This window comes from Pseudomonas baltica, from assembly GCF_014235765.1.
Taxonomy (GTDB): Bacteria; Pseudomonadota; Gammaproteobacteria; order Pseudomonadales; family Pseudomonadaceae; genus Aquipseudomonas; species Aquipseudomonas baltica.
The window spans coordinates 1-15,475 of the sequence record NZ_JACMYH010000007.1; the positions used below are offsets into that span (position 1 = coordinate 1).

The 15,475-nt window shown below is 63.0% G+C and carries 15 protein-coding genes; 10 read left to right on the forward strand and 5 right to left on the reverse strand.

Annotated features, from left to right (window positions below):
- Positions 1–94: 94 nt before the first annotated feature.
- Positions 95–1,588 carry a CoA-acylating methylmalonate-semialdehyde dehydrogenase gene (locus H7993_RS18335; protein ID WP_122480266.1) on the reverse strand — a complete coding sequence of 498 codons (1,494 nt, stop codon included), beginning with the start codon at positions 1,586–1,588 and terminating at the stop codon, positions 95–97.
- Positions 1,589–1,612: 24 nt separating this feature from the next.
- Positions 1,613–2,959 (reverse strand): omega-aminotransferase AptA, encoded by a 1,347-nt coding sequence (aptA, locus tag H7993_RS18340; RefSeq protein WP_185795246.1) that lies wholly within the window; start codon positions 2,957–2,959, stop codon positions 1,613–1,615.
- A 121-nt stretch (positions 2,960–3,080) separates the two neighbouring features.
- Here aptA and H7993_RS18345 point away from each other — a divergent pair, with 121 nt between their 5' ends.
- The 4 genes from H7993_RS18345 to H7993_RS18360 all read left to right on the forward strand — a co-directional run bounded on the left by H7993_RS18345 (position 3,081) and on the right by H7993_RS18360 (position 6,114).
- Positions 3,081–3,998 carry a LysR family transcriptional regulator gene (locus H7993_RS18345; protein WP_122480268.1) on the forward strand — a complete coding sequence of 306 codons (918 nt, stop codon included), beginning with the start codon at positions 3,081–3,083 and terminating at the stop codon, positions 3,996–3,998.
- Positions 3,999–4,095: 97 nt separating this feature from the next.
- A complete protein-coding gene (locus tag H7993_RS18350) occupies positions 4,096–4,758 on the forward strand; it encodes a TetR/AcrR family transcriptional regulator (protein ID WP_185795247.1) in 663 nt (220 codons plus the stop codon).
- Between the two features lie 25 nt (positions 4,759–4,783).
- Entirely contained in the window at positions 4,784–5,374 is a 591-nt protein-coding gene (locus tag H7993_RS18355) for an IMPACT family protein (RefSeq protein WP_185795248.1), read from the forward strand.
- Positions 5,375–5,430: 56 nt separating this feature from the next.
- Complete coding sequence (locus H7993_RS18360) at positions 5,431–6,114, forward strand: SDR family oxidoreductase (RefSeq protein WP_185795249.1); 684 nt, start codon at positions 5,431–5,433, stop codon at positions 6,112–6,114.
- Between the two features lie 90 nt (positions 6,115–6,204).
- Here H7993_RS18360 and H7993_RS18365 read toward each other — a convergent pair whose 3' ends face one another.
- Both H7993_RS18365 and H7993_RS18370 read right to left on the reverse strand, forming a co-directional pair.
- Complete coding sequence (locus H7993_RS18365; protein ID WP_122480272.1) at positions 6,205–7,296, reverse strand: calcium:cation antiporter; 1,092 nt, start codon at positions 7,294–7,296, stop codon at positions 6,205–6,207.
- Between the two features lie 94 nt (positions 7,297–7,390).
- A complete protein-coding gene (locus H7993_RS18370; RefSeq protein WP_122480273.1) occupies positions 7,391–8,308 on the reverse strand; it encodes a LysR substrate-binding domain-containing protein in 918 nt (305 codons plus the stop codon).
- Positions 8,309–8,410: 102 nt separating this feature from the next.
- Here H7993_RS18370 and H7993_RS18375 point away from each other — a divergent pair, with 102 nt between their 5' ends.
- From H7993_RS18375 to H7993_RS18400, 6 genes are all read left to right on the forward strand, one after another.
- Positions 8,411–9,784 (forward strand): L-serine ammonia-lyase, encoded by a 1,374-nt coding sequence (locus tag H7993_RS18375; protein ID WP_185795250.1) that lies wholly within the window; start codon positions 8,411–8,413, stop codon positions 9,782–9,784.
- A 174-nt stretch (positions 9,785–9,958) separates the two neighbouring features.
- Positions 9,959–10,855: a Fe(3+) dicitrate ABC transporter substrate-binding protein gene (locus H7993_RS18380; protein WP_244647093.1), complete on the forward strand. Its 897-nt coding sequence runs from the start codon at positions 9,959–9,961 to the stop codon at positions 10,853–10,855.
- The gene (fecC, locus tag H7993_RS18385; protein ID WP_185795252.1) at positions 10,856–11,845 is read left to right on the forward strand and encodes an iron-dicitrate ABC transporter permease FecC; all 990 of its coding nucleotides are present in this window, start codon (positions 10,856–10,858) and stop codon (positions 11,843–11,845) included.
- Positions 11,842–12,810: an iron chelate uptake ABC transporter family permease subunit gene (locus H7993_RS18390; RefSeq protein ID WP_122480277.1), complete on the forward strand. Its 969-nt coding sequence runs from the start codon at positions 11,842–11,844 to the stop codon at positions 12,808–12,810. Before fecC ends, H7993_RS18390 begins: the two co-directional genes overlap by 4 nt.
- Before the next feature lie 4 nt (positions 12,811–12,814).
- Positions 12,815–13,606 (forward strand): Fe(3+) dicitrate ABC transporter ATP-binding protein FecE, encoded by a 792-nt coding sequence (fecE, locus tag H7993_RS18395; protein ID WP_185795253.1) that lies wholly within the window; start codon positions 12,815–12,817, stop codon positions 13,604–13,606.
- A 135-nt stretch (positions 13,607–13,741) separates the two neighbouring features.
- The gene (locus tag H7993_RS18400; protein WP_185795254.1) at positions 13,742–14,695 is read left to right on the forward strand and encodes an adenosine deaminase; all 954 of its coding nucleotides are present in this window, start codon (positions 13,742–13,744) and stop codon (positions 14,693–14,695) included.
- A 36-nt stretch (positions 14,696–14,731) separates the two neighbouring features.
- On the opposite strand, the gene H7993_RS18405 is transcribed toward H7993_RS18400, so the two are convergent.
- Positions 14,732–15,427, reverse strand: a complete 696-nt coding sequence (locus tag H7993_RS18405) for an ArsR/SmtB family transcription factor (RefSeq protein WP_122480280.1) — start codon at positions 15,425–15,427, stop codon at positions 14,732–14,734.
- Positions 15,428–15,475: the final 48 nt, after the last annotated feature.

Consider the following 15,475-nt stretch of genomic DNA (forward strand, 5'->3'; position numbering starts at 1 on the left):
CACATTGAGAGGGGCGTCAACAGGTAATTTCAAAAAACTGTCATATATCCTTAAAAGCAAAGGGCGGGCCTGGCGGCCCGCCCTTTCTCGACGCTTAAAGGCTAGGGAAAGCGAACTGCGACGCTTCGTGGCTGGCACGTTGTGGCCAGCGCTGGGTAATGGCCTTGCGTCGCGTGTAGAAGCGTACGCCATCCGGGCCATAGGCATGCAGGTCGCCGAACAGGGAGCGCTTCCAGCCGCCGAAGCTGTGATAGGCGACCGGCACCGGCAGCGGTACGTTGACGCCGACCATGCCGACTTCGATCTCGTCGCAGAACAGGCGTGCCGCTTCACCGTCGCGGGTGAAGATGCAAGTGCCGTTGCCGTATTCATGGTCGTTGATCAACTGCATGGCCTGCTCGAGGCTTTCGACACGGACGATGCACAACACCGGGCCGAAGATTTCTTCTTTATAGATACGCATCTGCGGAGTGACGTGGTCGAACAGGCACCCGCCGAGGAAGAAGCCTTCTTCGTTGCCCGATACACTCAGACCGCGACCGTCCACGACCAGCTTGGCGCCGGCCTGCTCACCGTCGTCGACATAGCCTGAGACCTTGTCACGGGCCTGGGCGGTCACCAGTGGGCCCATGTCCAGACCACAAGACGTGCCGGCGCCGATCTTCAGCGACTTGATCTGCGGAGTCAGCTTGGCCACGAGGGCGTCGGCGACCTGGTCGCCGACGCACACGGCTACCGAAATGGCCATGCAGCGCTCACCGCAGGAACCATAGGCTGCGCCCATCAAGGCGCTGACCGCGTTGTCGAGATCGGCGTCGGGCATCAACACCGCGTGGTTTTTCGCGCCACCCAGGGCCTGAACGCGTTTACCGCGACGGGTGCCTTCGCTGTAGATGTACTCGGCGATCGGCGTGGAGCCAACGAAACTCAGTGCCTTGACCTCCGGCGCTTCGATGAGCGCGTCCACCGCGACCTTGTCACCGTGCACGACATTGAGTACGCCAGCCGGGAGGCCCGCCTCCAACAACAGTTGCGCTATATAGAGTGTAGAGCTGGGATCACGCTCGGACGGCTTGAGGATGAAGCAGTTGCCGCAGACGATGGCCAAGGGGTACATCCACAGCGGGACCATGGCCGGAAAGTTGAACGGCGTGATGCCGGCAACGATACCCAGTGGCTGGAAATCGGACCAGGCATCGATATTGGGGCCGACGTTGCGGCTGTACTCACCCTTGAGCACTTCAGGTGCTGCGCAGGCGAACTCGACGTTTTCGATGCCGCGCTTGAGTTCACCTGCAGCGTCTTCCAGGGTTTTGCCATGCTCTTCACTGATCATCTGGGCGATCTTGGCTTCGTTCTGCTCGAGCAGTTGCTTGAAACGGAACATCACCTGGGCACGCTTGGCCGCTGGAGTCTTGCGCCAGGCTGGAAACGCGGCCTTGGCGGCGTCGATGGCCAGTTGCACGGTCTCGCGGCTGGCCAGCTGGAGTTTGCGGATGGCCTGGCCGGTCGACGGGTTGAAGACATCGGCCGTACGGTCGCCGCTGGAAACCAGATCGCCGTTGATCAAGTGTTGGATAGTGCTCATGCAATGGGCTCCTTGGAAAAAAGGTCAGTCGATCTGGTTGAGGGCGTCGCCAACAGCATCGAACAGGCGATCGAGGTCTTGCGGCTGGGCGTTGAAGGTTGGGCCGAACTGCAGGGTGTCGCCGCCGAAGCGCACGTAGAATCCGGCTTTCCATAGTTTCATGGACACCTCATAGGGGCGCACGATGGCATCGCCATCGCGTGGCGCCAGCTGGATCGCACCGGCAAGGCCATAGTTGCGAATGTCGACGATGTTCTTCGCGCCCTTGACGCCGTGCAGCACGTTTTCGAAATGCGGTGCCAGCTCGGCGACGTTCTGCACCAGGTTTTCGCGCTGCAGCAGGTCCAGCGCGGCAAGGCCGGCGGCGCAGGCCACAGGGTGCGCCGAGTAGGTATAGCCGTGGGGGAACTCCACGGCGTACTCGGGCGTCGCCTGGTTCATGAAGGTCTGGTAGATCTCGGTGCTGGCGATGACGGCGCCCATCGGAATGGCGCCGTTGGTGATCTGCTTGGCGATGCACATCAGGTCCGGGGTCACGCCGAAGGTGTCGGCACCGAACATGGCGCCGGTGCGCCCGAAGCCGGTGATGACCTCGTCGAAGATCAGCAGGATATTGTGCTGGTCGCAGATTTCACGCAGGCGCTTGAGGTAGCCCTTGGGCGGTGGCAGTACGCCCGCCGAACCCGCCATGGGCTCGACGATCAGGGCGGCGATGTTGGAAGCGTCGTGCAGCTCGATGACCTTGAGCATTTCATCGGCCAAGGCAATGCCACCCTCCTCCGGCGATCCCTTGGAATAGGTATTGCCCGGCAGCAGGGTATGGGGGATGTGGTCGACGTCCATCAGCTGGCCGAACATCTTGCGGTTGCCGTTGACGCCGCCCAGGCTGGTGCCGGCAACGTTGACACCGTGGTAGCCACGGGCCCGGCCAATCATCTTGGTCTTGGTGGCCTGGCCTTTCAGGCGCCAATAGGCACGGACCATTTTCACGGCGGTGTCGCAGCACTCGGAGCCGGAGTTGGTATAGAAGACGTGATTGAGATTGCCGGGAGTCAGGTCGGTGATTTTTTCCGCCAGCTGGAAGGACAGCGGATGGCCGTACTGGAACGCGGGCGAGTAGTCGAGCACACCGAGCTGACGCGATACCGCTTCCTGGATTTCCTTGCGCGTATGGCCCGCACCGCAGGTCCACAGGCCGGAGAGGCTGTCGTAGATCTGCCGGCCCTTGTCATCGGTCAGCCAACTGCCCTGAGCCGCGACGATGATCCGCGGGTCACGTTGGAAGCTGCGGTTGGCGGTGTACGGCATCCAGTGAGCATCCAGCTTGAGCTGGCTGGTGATGCCGACAGGGGCGTTCTCGGGCATGTTCATGTGCACAGACCTCATTGAGCGATTGAAGACGCGATGACAAGCGTGTTGCCTCTACGGTGTCACGACGATAAAGTCTGGAAAACCCAACTTTTGCGATCTTCAGTCAGGCAGCTACTAAACTATGAGCCGTCGCCCCGATCCGCTCGCGCAGGTCAGTGATTTCGATATTCGCCTGCTGCGCATCTTTCGCAGCGTGGTGGAGTGCGGCGGCTTTTCTGCGGCGGAAAACGTCCTGGGCATCGGTCGTTCGGCGATCAGCCAGCAGATGAGCGACCTTGAGCAGCGTTTGGGCCTGCGCCTGTGTCAGCGTGGCCGCGCAGGGTTTTCCCTGACCGAGGAAGGCCGCGAGGTCTATCAATCGGCGCTGCAGTTGCTGGCGGCGCTGGAAAGCTTCCGCACCGGCGTCAACGGCCTGCACCAGCACCTGCGTGGCGAGTTGAACATCGGCCTGACCGATAACCTGGTGACGCTGCCACACATGCGCATCACCCATGCGCTGGCGCAACTCAAGGACCGTGGGCCCGATGTGCGCATCCAGATCCGGATGATCGCGCCCAGCCAGGTCGAGCAGGGCGTGCTCGATGGCAGCTTGCATGTTGGCGTGGTGCCGCAGTCGAGCCCGCTGTCGGGGCTCGAGTACCAGCCGCTGTACAGTGAGCGTTCGTTGTTGTACTGCGCGGTCGGCCACCCGCTGTTCTACGCCAGTGACGAGGCGCTCGATGGCGACCGCCTCAACGCACAGGAAGCCATCGCGCCGACATTTCGTCTGCCAGCCGATATCCAGGCGCGTTACCAGGTGCTCAAGTGCACCGCCAGCGCCTCGGATCGCGAAGGCATGGCGTTTCTGATTCTGACGGGACGCTACATCGGCTACCTGCCCGACCATTACGCCACTTTCTGGGTACAACAGGGGCGTCTGCGGGCGTTGAAACCGAGCGAGCGGTTCTATGACCTGACGTTGTCCTGGGTGACGCGCAAGGGTAGAAGGCCCCATCTGGTGCTGGAAAGCTTTCTGGAAAGCCTGGCGCAGACGCGCTGAAGGATCGTCGTGGTTTATCCATCAAGGCTTGTCGGATCAGGGCGGGTACGCTATCAACGCATCTGCAGTATTCAAACGATCGGTTCGGAAATCGCCCATGAGTCTCGAAGTCCCCGCGCACAGCGCCTCGGTCAGTGGCAAACCTGCCAGCCGCATCCGCCAGAAGAATGAAGAAGCGATTCTAAAAGCGGCCGAAGACGAGTTCGCCCGGCACGGTTTCAAGGGCACCAGCATGAACACCATTGCATTGAATGCAGGCTTGCCCAAGGCCAACCTGCACTATTACTTCACCAACAAACTCGGCCTGTACATTGCGGTGCTGAGCAACATCATTGAGTTGTGGGACAGCACCTTCAATACGTTGCGCGCCGAGGATGATCCGGCGCAGGCGCTGACCCGCTACATCCGCGCCAAGATGGAGTTCTCGCGCCGCCAGCCACTGGCGTCACGGATCTTCGCGATGGAGATCATCAGCGGCGGCGAGTGCCTGAGCGAGTACTTCAGCCAGGACTACCGCAGCTGGTTCGCGGGGCGTGCCGCGGTGTTCCAGGCCTGGATCGACGCCGGCAAGATGGACCCCGTCGACCCCGTGCACCTGATCTTTCTGCTGTGGGGCAGTACCCAGCATTACGCCGACTTCGCCACGCAGATCTGCCGGGTGACCGGACAGGCGCGCCTGACGCGGCAAGACTTCGAACACGCCAGTGACAACCTGATCCGCATCATTCTGAAAGGATGCGGCTTGACCCCTGCGGTGTGATCACTGCAACAGCCAAGAGATAAGCATGCCTTCTACCCTGCTGGGACCCTGCGAGTACCGCGAGGAGATTCGCAAGAGTCGATTCATCACCCTCGCCGCGCCGATAGCCAGCGTGCAGGACGCCCAGGCCTTCATCGAACAGACCAGTGACCTGGCCGCGACCCATAACTGCTGGGCGTGGAAACTGGGCGATCAGTACCGCAGCAACGACGATGGCGAGCCAGGCGGTACCGCAGGCCGACCGATCCTGGCGGCGATCGAGGCACAGGATTGCGATCAGGTGGTGGTGCTGGTGATTCGCTGGTACGGCGGCGTTCAGTTGGGTACAGGAGGGTTGGCCCGTGCCTATGGCGGAGGGGCGAACAAATGCCTGCAGCAAGCGCCCAAGCGCCTATTGATCGCGCGGGTGGCGGTGAGCTGTTCCTGCACATTCAGCGAGCTGGCCCTGGTCAAGCTTCGGGTGGCCGAGGCTCAGGGGTTGGTCACTGCAGAAGATTTCACCAGTAACGGCGTCGACCTGGGGCTAGCGGTGGCCAGTGAGGCCATCGCTACCCTGGCGCAGCAGCTTGCCGACCTTTCCAGAGGACGGATCGTGCTGCAAGCCATCGCGTCTTGAGCGCGTCGTTGCTGACAGCGAGTGCTAGTCTGTTTCCTTTGTTCAGGAGAGTGGCAATGACAACTGCAAAGAAAGCGTTGGTGATTGGTGCATCCCGTGGCCTGGGTCTGGGGTTGGTGGAACGCTTGAGCGAAGATGGTTGGGAGGTGACGGCCACGGTTCGCGATCTGGACAACGTGCCGCCGGCGCTGACGGCCACCGGCGCGAAGGTGGAGGCGCTGGAGATGACTCGCCTGGAGTCCATGGACGCCCTGAGCCTGCGGCTGCAGCAGCAGACCTTCGACCTGCTGTTCATCAATGCCGGGGTGTCCGGGCCGGCGGGCTACAACACCGACCAGGCCAGCGATGCAGACATCGGTGAACTGTTCGTCATCAATGCCGTGGCGCCGATCCGTCTGGCCCAGCGACTGGCGGGCAATGTCGCCGATGGCGGTGCGATCGCCTTCATGAGTTCGGTGCTGGGCAGTGTGGCGATGCCTGAAGGGTCGCCCATGGCCTTGTACAAAGCGAGCAAGGCGGCCTTGAATTCGATGACCAATACCTTCGTGACCGAGTTGGCGCGGCCGCAGTTGACGGTGCTGTCGATGCATCCGGGCTGGGTGAAGACCGACATGGGCGGCGACGGTGCCAGTCTGGACGTTGCCACCAGTACCCGTGGATTGGTGGATGTGATCACCGCGCAGCTGGGCAAGGGTGGGTTGCAGTTTCTCGATTACAAGGGCGAGAAGATCGACTGGTGAGGTCCGGGGGAAGCGGTGGTGTCAGCAGGGGCCTCTTCGCGGGCACTGCCCGCTCCTACAGGATGCGGGCGTTGCCAGGTAGACGGTGGTTTACAGGCCCAGGATCGATAGCATGATGAAGGTCGCGAACAACACGAAGTGAGTCATGCCCTCGATGGCGTTGGTTTCGCCGTCGTTGAGGTTGATCGCGCAGACCAGCAGGGTGATGAAGATCATCACTGTCTGCACCGGTGTCATTGCCATCTGGAATGGCTGGCCGCTGTACAGGGCCAGGCCTTCCATGACCGGTACGGTAAGGATCACCGTTGACAGCGAGGCACCCAGGGCAATGTTGACCACCGATTGCATGCGGTTGGCCAATGCTGCACGCAGTGCAGTCAGGATTTCCGGCGCAGCGGAAATGGCTGCCACCAGAATGGCCGTCATTACCGGTGGTGCGCCGGTGCCCTCGAGACCCAGGTCGATGGTCTTGGACATGACTTCGGCCAGGGCGCCGATGACGACGATACCGAACACCAGGGTACCCACCGACCAACCCAGGTGAACCGGCTTCTCGGGTTCGGTGGTCACGCCCTTGCGCTTCTTCTTTTCCGGATAGTTGTAGCTGAAGAAATAGCTGTGCGGCCCGACCTGCATGCGCAGGAACAAGGCGTAGAGCACCAGCATGGCGCCGATGGTAAAGCCTGAGTAGACCTTCCAGTTGCCCTCAGGGATGAACTCCGGCACCACCATGGACACACCCATGGCGGTGAGGATCATGACGCTGTAGCTGCGCGCTGAATCGTCGTTGTAAGACTGTTCGCCATGCTTGAGCCCGCCCATCAGTGCCGCGAGCCCGAGAATGCCGTTGATGTCGAGCATGACCGCCGAATAGATGGTGTCGCGCACCAGGGTCGGTGATGGCTCGTTGCTCATCATGATGCCCAGTACCACCACTTCGACCAGCACCGCCGACAGGGTGAGGATCATGGTGCCGTAGGGGTCACCGAATTTTTCGGCGAGCAACTCGGCGTGCCCGGCAACTCGCACCGAGGCGAAGATGATCGCCACGACCAGGGCGATACCCGCGCCCAGTGCCATGCCTTGACCATGGCTGAGCAGGTAGTGCTCGGCCGGGAAGGCAATGCATGCGGCGATCACCGCCAGAAGTAGAAATTTTTCCTGCTTGAGTAACGCGATCATGGCCTGCCTTCGCTGATTGCTGCGACCTGTGCCGCTGAAAGTAACTGGATGTAACAAGAATCAGCGGATCAGAGTACGCGACAGCTGCAAAGGTTCAGGGGCAGACCTGTGCCTGGGCCACCAACCAGTCATGGATGGCACGTCGGGTTGGCGTATTGAGTGCGCCTTCGCGGTACGCCAGCACGTATTTCTTGCGGGCCTGGATGGGCCATCCGAACGGCACGATCAGCGAGCCTTGCTCCAGCTCGTCGGTGATCAGCGCGCGACGGGCGATGGCAACACCCATGCCCATGCGCGCCGCATCGATGGTCAGGTGATTGCGATTGAAAGTGTGGCCGCGGCGCACATCGATGCCTTCGGCGCCTATCGCCGAGAGGTAGAACTCCCACTCTGCATATTCATAGCTGCCGCGCCAGGCGGTTATGTCGTGCAGCAATGGGAAGTGCACCAGCTGGCCAGGGCTGTCCAATGGCGGACGACCCTCAAGCAGAGTGGGCGAGCACACCGGGAACAGTTCCTCTTCCAGCAACGGTGTAGTGACCAGGCCTGGGTAGCTGCCATCGTTGAGGTCGATGGCCAGGTCGAAATCGTCGTCACGCAGTGAGCCACTGCTGTCCTCGGCGATCACCCGCAGCTGGAGCTCGGGAAAAGCCCGCTCGAGGCTGGGCAACCGTGGCATCAGCCACTTGCTCAAAAAGGAAGGGATGCTGCGCAGCTTGAACACCCCGCCGATGGTGCCGGAATGCAACAACCGCAGTTCTTCGTCGATGCGGCTGTGCACTTCGTTGGCGACCACCGCAAGGCGCTGGCCCTGCGCAGTCAATTGCAGGCCGCGACCCACCCGATGGAACAGCGCAAAGCCCAGACGATCTTCCAATTGCTTCATCTGCTGGCTGATGGCACCGGGGGTCACATGCAATTCATCGGCGCAGCGGGTGAAGGACAGATGCCGCGCGGCGCAGGCAAACACCTGCAGCCAGGCGTGCATTTGGGCATTGAGGATCTTGCTCATCGGTGAGCCCCGCTAAACAGTGACTTAGTAAGTATCGTTTGTCTGAAATGTCTGTCAGGCCAAAGATAAGGCACGAGTGTATAGAGAGAGAATGAGGCAGACATGGCTATCAGCGTATTCGACATGTTCAAGATCGGCATCGGCCCCTCCAGTTCGCATACGGTGGGCCCGATGCGCGCCGCTGCCCTGTTTGCCAAAAATCTCACCGAACAAGGCATGGCACCGCTGGTGGAGCGGATCGAAGCCCGCTTGTATGGCTCGCTGTCCGCCACCGGCATAGGCCATGGCAGTGACCGCGCGACCTTGATGGGCTTGATGGGCGAATGGCCCGATCGGGTCGACCCGGACACCGTGGGGCCTCGGGTCGACGAAGTGATCCGGCGGCAATGCCTGCAGCTGGGCGATCACACGATTCATTTCGACTGGCAGCGCGACATGCTTCTGCTCGATGAGAGCCTGCCCTACCACCCCAATGGCATGACCTTGGTGGCGCACCTGCAGAACGGCGAGGTGCATGAGCAGACCTACTATTCGGTCGGTGGCGGTTTCGTGGTCGATGCCGAGCAGGCTGCCAGCGGTGTGCTGGACAACGACACCACCGTCCTGCCCTACGACTTTTCCTCGGCGGCGCAGTTGCTGAGCCTGTGCAAGCGCACCGGCCTGAGCATTGCGGCACTGATGATGGAAAACGAAAAGGCCTGGCGTTCCGAAGCGCAGATCCGCGAACAGTTGGCGGTGATCTGGCAAGCGATGCAGGCCTGCGTGGATAAAGGTCTGACCGGGCAAGGCATTCTGCCAGGCGGGCTGAACGTGCGCCGCCGGGCCTATCGTCTGCACCAGAACCTGCAGGAGATCGGCAAGCCCAACGTCATTGGCTCCACCCTCAGTGCCATGGAGTGGGTCAACGTCTTTGCTCTGGCGGTGAACGAGGAGAATGCCGCCGGCGGGCGCATGGTGACCGCCCCCACCAACGGCGCCGCCGGCATCATTCCAGCGGTGTTGCACTACTACATGAAGTTCTGCCCGGAAGCGTCGGCCGACGACGTGGTCCGGTTTTTCCTGGCAGCTGCGGCGGTAGGCATCCTGTGCAAGAAGAACGCGTCGATTTCCGGCGCCGAGGTGGGCTGCCAGGGTGAAGTGGGTTCGGCTTGCGCCATGGCGGCTGCCGGCTTGGCCGAGGTGCTGGGTGCCACGCCTGAACAGGTCGAGAACGCAGCGGAAATCGGCCTGGAGCACAACTTGGGGCTGACCTGCGATCCGGTCGGAGGGCTGGTCCAGGTGCCGTGCATCGAGCGCAATGCGATTGCCGCGGTCAAGGCGATCAATGCCGCGCAAATGGCGCTGCGCGGTGATGGCGAGCACTTCATCTCGCTGGATCACGCCATCCGGACCATGCGTGACACTGGCGCCGACATGCACGACAAGTACAAGGAAACCTCGCGCGGCGGGTTGGCGGTCAACCTGGTGGAGTGCTGAGTTGCACCCACCGTTTCGAAGGTAAGCCCGAAAGAGCGAAACACTCGTAAAAGAGAATGTTTTTTGATCACAACAGCTTGATATGGAATAGTACCCGCCGTTTTTGCGCGCCCGCCCAGCGCGCAGGTTCCACAGCGAAGGTATTTGTCCATGCGCAGTTCCCGCCTCACCTCGATGATCGTCGCCAGTGCGCTGGCCTTGTGCACACGACTGGTCGTCGCAGCGCCCATCGATATCAATGATGGCCAACACACCGTCCATCTGCCCCAGGCGCCGCAACGTGTGGTGGTGCTGGAATTCTCCTTTCTCGATAGCCTGGCGGCAGTGGGCGTCACGCCGGTTGGCGCCGCCGACGATGGAGATGCCAATCGCGTATTGCCCAGAGTACGTCAGGCCATTGGTCAGTGGAGCTCGGTGGGCCTGCGCGCCCAGCCCAGCATCGAACAGATCGCGCGGCTCAAGCCTGACCTGATCATTGCCGATCTCAATCGCCATCAGGCGCTGTACGCCGACCTGGCAAGCCTGGCGCCGACCTTGCTGCTGCCCTCGCGCGGGGAAGACTATGAAGGCAGCTTGAAGTCCGCCGAGTTGATTGGCCGGGCGTTGGGCAAGAGCGAGGCGATGCAGGCGCGGATCACGCAGAACCGTCGCAGCCTCGCCGACATCGCCGGGCAGGTGCCCGCCGGTACCAAGGTGCTGTTCGGTGTGGCGCGGGAAGACAGCTTCTCCGTACATGGACCGCACTCCTATGCGGGCAGCGTACTGGCGGCAATCGGTTTGCAGGTTCCGCCGGTACGCAGCAACGCAGCACCGACCGAGTTCGTCAGCCTGGAACAACTGCTGGCGCTGGACCCTGCCTGGCTGCTCGTCGGGCACTACCGGCATCCGAGCCTGGTCGACAGCTGGAGCCAGCAGCCGCTGTGGCAAGTGCTGGGCGCAGTGCGCAATCATCAGGTTTCAGAGGTCGACGGTGACACCTGGGCCCGCAACCGCGGGGTGATGGCGTCCGAGCAGATTGCCGAAGACGCCCTGGCCATTCTCAAGGGCGGCAAAGCCGCCATGACGCCCTGAATGAGGCGTTGGTGGGCGATGGCGCTGGGCACGATGACCGTCGCCGGGCTGTTCTGGATGTCGCTGTACGCCTGGTCGCCGTTCACGATCAGCCAGGCGGATGCGTTCAACGGGCTGTTCAGCCAGGGCCGTGAGGGCGGCAACATGGCCTATATCGTCGCCCAGTTGCGGGTGCCGCGGGCGCTCTGCGCGGCGTTGGTCGGTGCCTGTCTGGGACTGGCCGGTGCATTGATGCAGGGCATTACCCGCAACCGCTTGGCGTCGCCGTCCCTGTTCGGGGTCACGGCAGGCGCCGCGCTGGGCCTGGCGTTGTTCTCCACGGGCCTGGTAGCCCTGCCGTTCGCCGGCGGCGCGTTGCTGATGACGTGTGTGGGGGGTGCCCTGGCCTGGGTGATCGTTTTCAGCCTGGGTGGCGCCTGGTCTCCAGCGGCGGCGCAAGGCCGACTGGTGCTGGCCGGAGTGACCGTGGCGGCACTGTGTGCGGCGTTGACGCGGCTGACCGTGATACTGGTCGAGGCGCAGGCACAGAGCGTGCTCAACTGGCTGGCCGGATCGCTGGCCAACGTCGGTGCTGCGCAACTGCAACTGTTGTGGCCCTGCACTCTGATCGGTGCCCTGTGGGCACTCTTCTGCGCGCCACGCCTGAACCTGGTGAATCTGGGCGAGGATGCGGCTCGCTCGCTGGGCGTCGGTATCGCCAGCCTGCGCCTGCAGGTGTTTTTCGCCAGTCTGCTGCTGGTGGGTGCCAGTGTCTGCGCGGTCGGTCCGATCGGCTTCGTGGGCCTGATCGCGCCGAACATCGCCCGGCAATACCTGGGCAACGACTATCGCTGGCTGATTCCGGCGAGCGCCTTGCTGGGTGCGGCGATCGTGCTGGCGGCCGATCTGGTCAGCCGCGCCGTGGCCTTCCCGGCGGAGACGCCTGCCGGGGTGGTGACCGCGCTGATCGGCGCACCGTTCTTCCTTTACCTTGCCAGGCGCACGCAATGATTCGGCCCTACCCTCGCCTGCTGATCCTGCTCGCGCTGTTGCTTGCGGCGTTGTGGCTGAGTTTGAGTGCAGGCACCTCATGGCTGGCGCCGAATGCAGTGTTCGAGCGTTTGCTGGCGCATGACCCGCTGGACTTCGAGGTGTGGAACCACCGCCTGCCGCGCGGGCTGATCGCGATCCTGACCGGCAGCGCCCTGGGCCTGGCCGGCGCCCTGGTGCAGGGGGTGATTCGCAACCCGCTGGCTTCCCCGGAGATTCTGGGGGTGACCCAGGGCGCCGGGCTGGCCCTGACCATTGCCATCATCGCGGTACCGCAGCTGCCCTTTACCTGGCTGCCGCTGGTGGCCGGCGTGGGCGGCGCCGGCGGCGCACTGCTGCTGGCGCTGTACAACAGCGGTGTGAGTTTTTCCGGCGTGCGCTTTGCGTTGTCCGGGGTGGCGATCGCCGTGACCCTGTCGAGCATCACCGAGTTTCTGATTCTGTCGCACCCGCTGGACATCAACACGGCGTTGCTGGCCTTGACGGGCAGCTTGTGGAGCCGCAGTTGGCATCATCTGGCGCTGGCCCTGCCGTTCGTGGTGCTGATGCCACTGGCGCTGGGCCTGGCGAAGCCGCTGAACCTGATCGGCCTGGGCGACGAAGCGGCCCACAGCCTGGGTACCGCACTCAAGCGCACACGCTGGCTGGCGATGGGCGCAGCGGTGCTGTTGAGCAGCCTGGGGGTGGGCATCATCGGCCCGGTTGGCTTTCTTGGCTTGGTCGCGCCGCACATGGCGCGCCGCCTGGTGGGCGGGCATCATCAGCACCTGCTGCCGGCCTCGATGCTGATCGGTGCTCTGTTGCTGGTGCTGGCCGACACGCTGGGACGCACACTGATCGCGCCCAGCGAGATCCCGGCGGGCGTTCTGACCGCGGTCATCGGCGCACCTTACTTTCTCTGGCTGCTGGCACGCTTCAAGGGCTGACATCATGAGCATCATCAAAGCCGACGGCGTCGATATCGGCTACGGCGCCACGCCTATCGTACGCAATCTCTCGTTCACCCCGCCTGCCGGGCAAGTCACCGCGCTGATCGGGCCCAATGGCTGTGGCAAGTCGACGCTGCTCAAGGCCCTGGCACGCATCATCACGCCGCAATGCGGCACGGTGAGCCTCGATGGCCAACCCTACGCGCAGCTGTCGTCGCGGGGGTTGGCGCAGCATGTGGCGTTCCTGCCGCAGGTATTGCCCATTCCCGAAGGGGTCAGCGTTGCCCAGCTGGTGGCCTATGGGCGCAGCCCGCACAACAGCTTCTGGGGGCGCCTGAGCGGCACGGACCGCAATGCCGTGGAGCAGGCCCTGCAGCGCATGGGCCTGGAATCACTGGCCGACACCGCGCTGGCGGACCTCTCCGGCGGCCAGCGGCAAAGGGCCTGGCTGGCCATGGTGCTGGCGCAGGATACGCCGGTGGTGTTGCTCGACGAACCCACAACCTACCTGGATATCAGCCATCAGGTCGAGCTGCTCGACCTGATGCGCCAGCTTGCCGCCGAAGGCAAGACCGTGGTTACGGTGTTGCACGATATCAACCAGGCCTGCCGCTACGCCGATCATCTGGCGGTGATGCATCAAGGTCGCCTGGTGGCCGATGGTCCGCCTGGGCAGGTCGTCGATGCCCAACTGATGCAGCAGGTATTCGAGGTGCAGGTGCAGATCGTCCGTGAGCCGGTGGCGGGCACGCCGATGTGCGTGGTGGAAAAAAGCACGCGCGCCTCGACGTGAATGGCCTGGCATCCGACCGGGGCCGGCCCGCCGGGCGTCGGCACGAACCTGCCGGTTGGGCCCTCGCGGCTGCGAGTGAAGGGCAATACCTGTAGAATCGAGCACGATTGCACCTGATGAGAGAACGAAAACACCATGTACGACTGGCTCAATGCCTTGCCCAAGGCCGAACTGCACATGCACCTGGAAGGCTCGCTGGAACCCGAGCTGCTGTTCGCCCTGGCCGAGCGCAACAAGATCGCGTTGCCCTGGAATGATGTGGAGGCGCTGCGTGGAGCCTATGCGTTCAATAACCTGCAGGAGTTTCTCGACCTGTATTACCGCGGTGCCGACGTGTTGCGCACCGAGCAGGATTTCTACGACCTGACCTGGGCCTATCTGTTGCGCTGCAAGGCCCAGAACGTCGTACACACCGAGCCGTTCTTCGATCCGCAGACCCACACCGACCGCGGTATCGCCTTTGAAACGGTGCTGGGCGGCATCACTGCCGCACTGAATGACGGCCGTACCCGGCTGAACGTCGACAGCGGGCTGATCCTCAGCTTTCTGCGCCATTTGAGCGAAGACGAGGCGCAGAAGACCCTGGATCAGGCCTTGCCTTTCCGTGATGCGTTCGTTGCCGTGGGTCTGGACAGCTCCGAGATGGGCCATCCGCCGAGCAAGTTCAAGCGCGTGTTCGACCGCGCCCGCGAAGAGGGCTTCCTGACGGTCGCCCATGCCGGTGAGGAAGGCCCGCCCGAGTACATCTGGGAAGCCCTGGACTTGCTCAAGATCCAGCGCATCGACCACGGTGTGCGCGCCATCGAGGATGAGCGCCTGATGCAGCGCATCATCGACGAGCAGATTCCACTGACCGTGTGCCCGCTCTCCAACACCAAGCTGTGTGTATTCGATCACATGAGCCAGCACAACATTCTCGACATGCTCGAACGTGGGGTGAAGGTCACGGTCAATTCCGATGACCCGGCCTATTTCGGCGGCTACGTCACCGAGAACTACTACGCGCTGCACACCCATCTGGGTATGACCGAGGACCAAGCCAAACGCCTGGCGCAGAACAGCCTGGATGCTCGCCTGATCAAGCAATGAGGCCGGCGGGGTCGAACCCCGGCCTCCCCCGCCCCATCACGTACCCAAGCGACCGATCTCGCTCATGCCCAGACGGGTAACCTGCAGCGTGCGGCTGTCTTCGTTGAGCTTGAGCCAGCCCGACTGCAGGAACAGGGTCAGCAACCCTGCACCCAGTGCGCCGCCGACGTGCGGGCGCTGGGTGCTCCAGTCGCAACAGCTGTGCAGCGGCTGGCGCTCGCGATTGACCAATGCCTGCGTATAGATGCCTTGGCTGGCCAGGCGGCTGCTGCCCAGCGCCGTCACTTCGAGCCGCTGTTCATAGTGTTCGAGCCAGCCGTTCTGGACCATGCGCTGGAACAGGTCGGCCGCCAGCACGCCGCCCAGATGATCACCGCACAGCCGCACCTGATGCAGGGCCTTGGGCGAGCGCGGTTTGGGCACGCTGATGCGCGCCGCCATTCCCGCATTGGCTTGCACCAACGAGACGCTGGCCAATGCCTCCACCGCCGCCCCTACTTCAGGCTTGGCCAGACGGAAGAAACGCTTGCGCCCACGCGCTTCGAGGGTCAGCAGACCACCTGCCGACAGCCGCGCCAGATGCGCGCCTGCCGACGAGGGCGAGACACCTGCCAGCGATGCCAGCTCGTCGGCGCCTCGCGTGGTGCCGTCGATGAGCGCCCAGAGCATGGCGCTGCGCTTGGGGTCGGCCAGCAATGTGGCGATCCGGCTGATGCAAGGTGTTGGTTGCATGTGTTCACTCCCTGTGGAAACGTTCGTCAATCTGGCAATGGTTGCCGG

Excerpts from the sequence above, each read along its gene's own strand:
- H7993_RS18375 (WP_185795250.1), top strand. The coding sequence starts at position 8,411 with ATGGCTATCAGCGTATTCGACATGTTCAAGATCGGCATCGGCCCCTCC.
- H7993_RS18380 (WP_244647093.1), top strand. The coding sequence starts at position 9,959 with ATGATCGTCGCCAGTGCGCTGGCCTTGTGCACACGACTGGTCGTCGCA.
- H7993_RS18360 (WP_185795249.1), top strand. The coding sequence starts at position 5,431 with ATGACAACTGCAAAGAAAGCGTTGGTGATTGGTGCATCCCGTGGCCTG.
- H7993_RS18355 (WP_185795248.1), top strand. The coding sequence starts at position 4,784 with ATGCCTTCTACCCTGCTGGGACCCTGCGAGTACCGCGAGGAGATTCGC.
- H7993_RS18390 (WP_122480277.1), top strand. The coding sequence starts at position 11,842 with ATGATTCGGCCCTACCCTCGCCTGCTGATCCTGCTCGCGCTGTTGCTT.
- H7993_RS18400 (WP_185795254.1), top strand. The coding sequence starts at position 13,742 with ATGTACGACTGGCTCAATGCCTTGCCCAAGGCCGAACTGCACATGCAC.
- H7993_RS18335 (WP_122480266.1), bottom strand. The coding sequence starts at position 1,588 with ATGAGCACTATCCAACACTTGATCAACGGCGATCTGGTTTCCAGCGGC.
- aptA (WP_185795246.1), bottom strand. The coding sequence starts at position 2,959 with ATGAACATGCCCGAGAACGCCCCTGTCGGCATCACCAGCCAGCTCAAG.
- H7993_RS18405 (WP_122480280.1), bottom strand. The coding sequence starts at position 15,427 with ATGCAACCAACACCTTGCATCAGCCGGATCGCCACATTGCTGGCCGAC.
- fecC (WP_185795252.1), top strand. The coding sequence starts at position 10,856 with ATGAGGCGTTGGTGGGCGATGGCGCTGGGCACGATGACCGTCGCCGGG.
- H7993_RS18345 (WP_122480268.1), top strand. The coding sequence starts at position 3,081 with ATGAGCCGTCGCCCCGATCCGCTCGCGCAGGTCAGTGATTTCGATATT.
- H7993_RS18370 (WP_122480273.1), bottom strand. The coding sequence starts at position 8,308 with ATGAGCAAGATCCTCAATGCCCAAATGCACGCCTGGCTGCAGGTGTTT.
- H7993_RS18350 (WP_185795247.1), top strand. The coding sequence starts at position 4,096 with ATGAGTCTCGAAGTCCCCGCGCACAGCGCCTCGGTCAGTGGCAAACCT.
- fecE (WP_185795253.1), top strand. The coding sequence starts at position 12,815 with ATGAGCATCATCAAAGCCGACGGCGTCGATATCGGCTACGGCGCCACG.
- H7993_RS18365 (WP_122480272.1), bottom strand. The coding sequence starts at position 7,296 with ATGATCGCGTTACTCAAGCAGGAAAAATTTCTACTTCTGGCGGTGATC.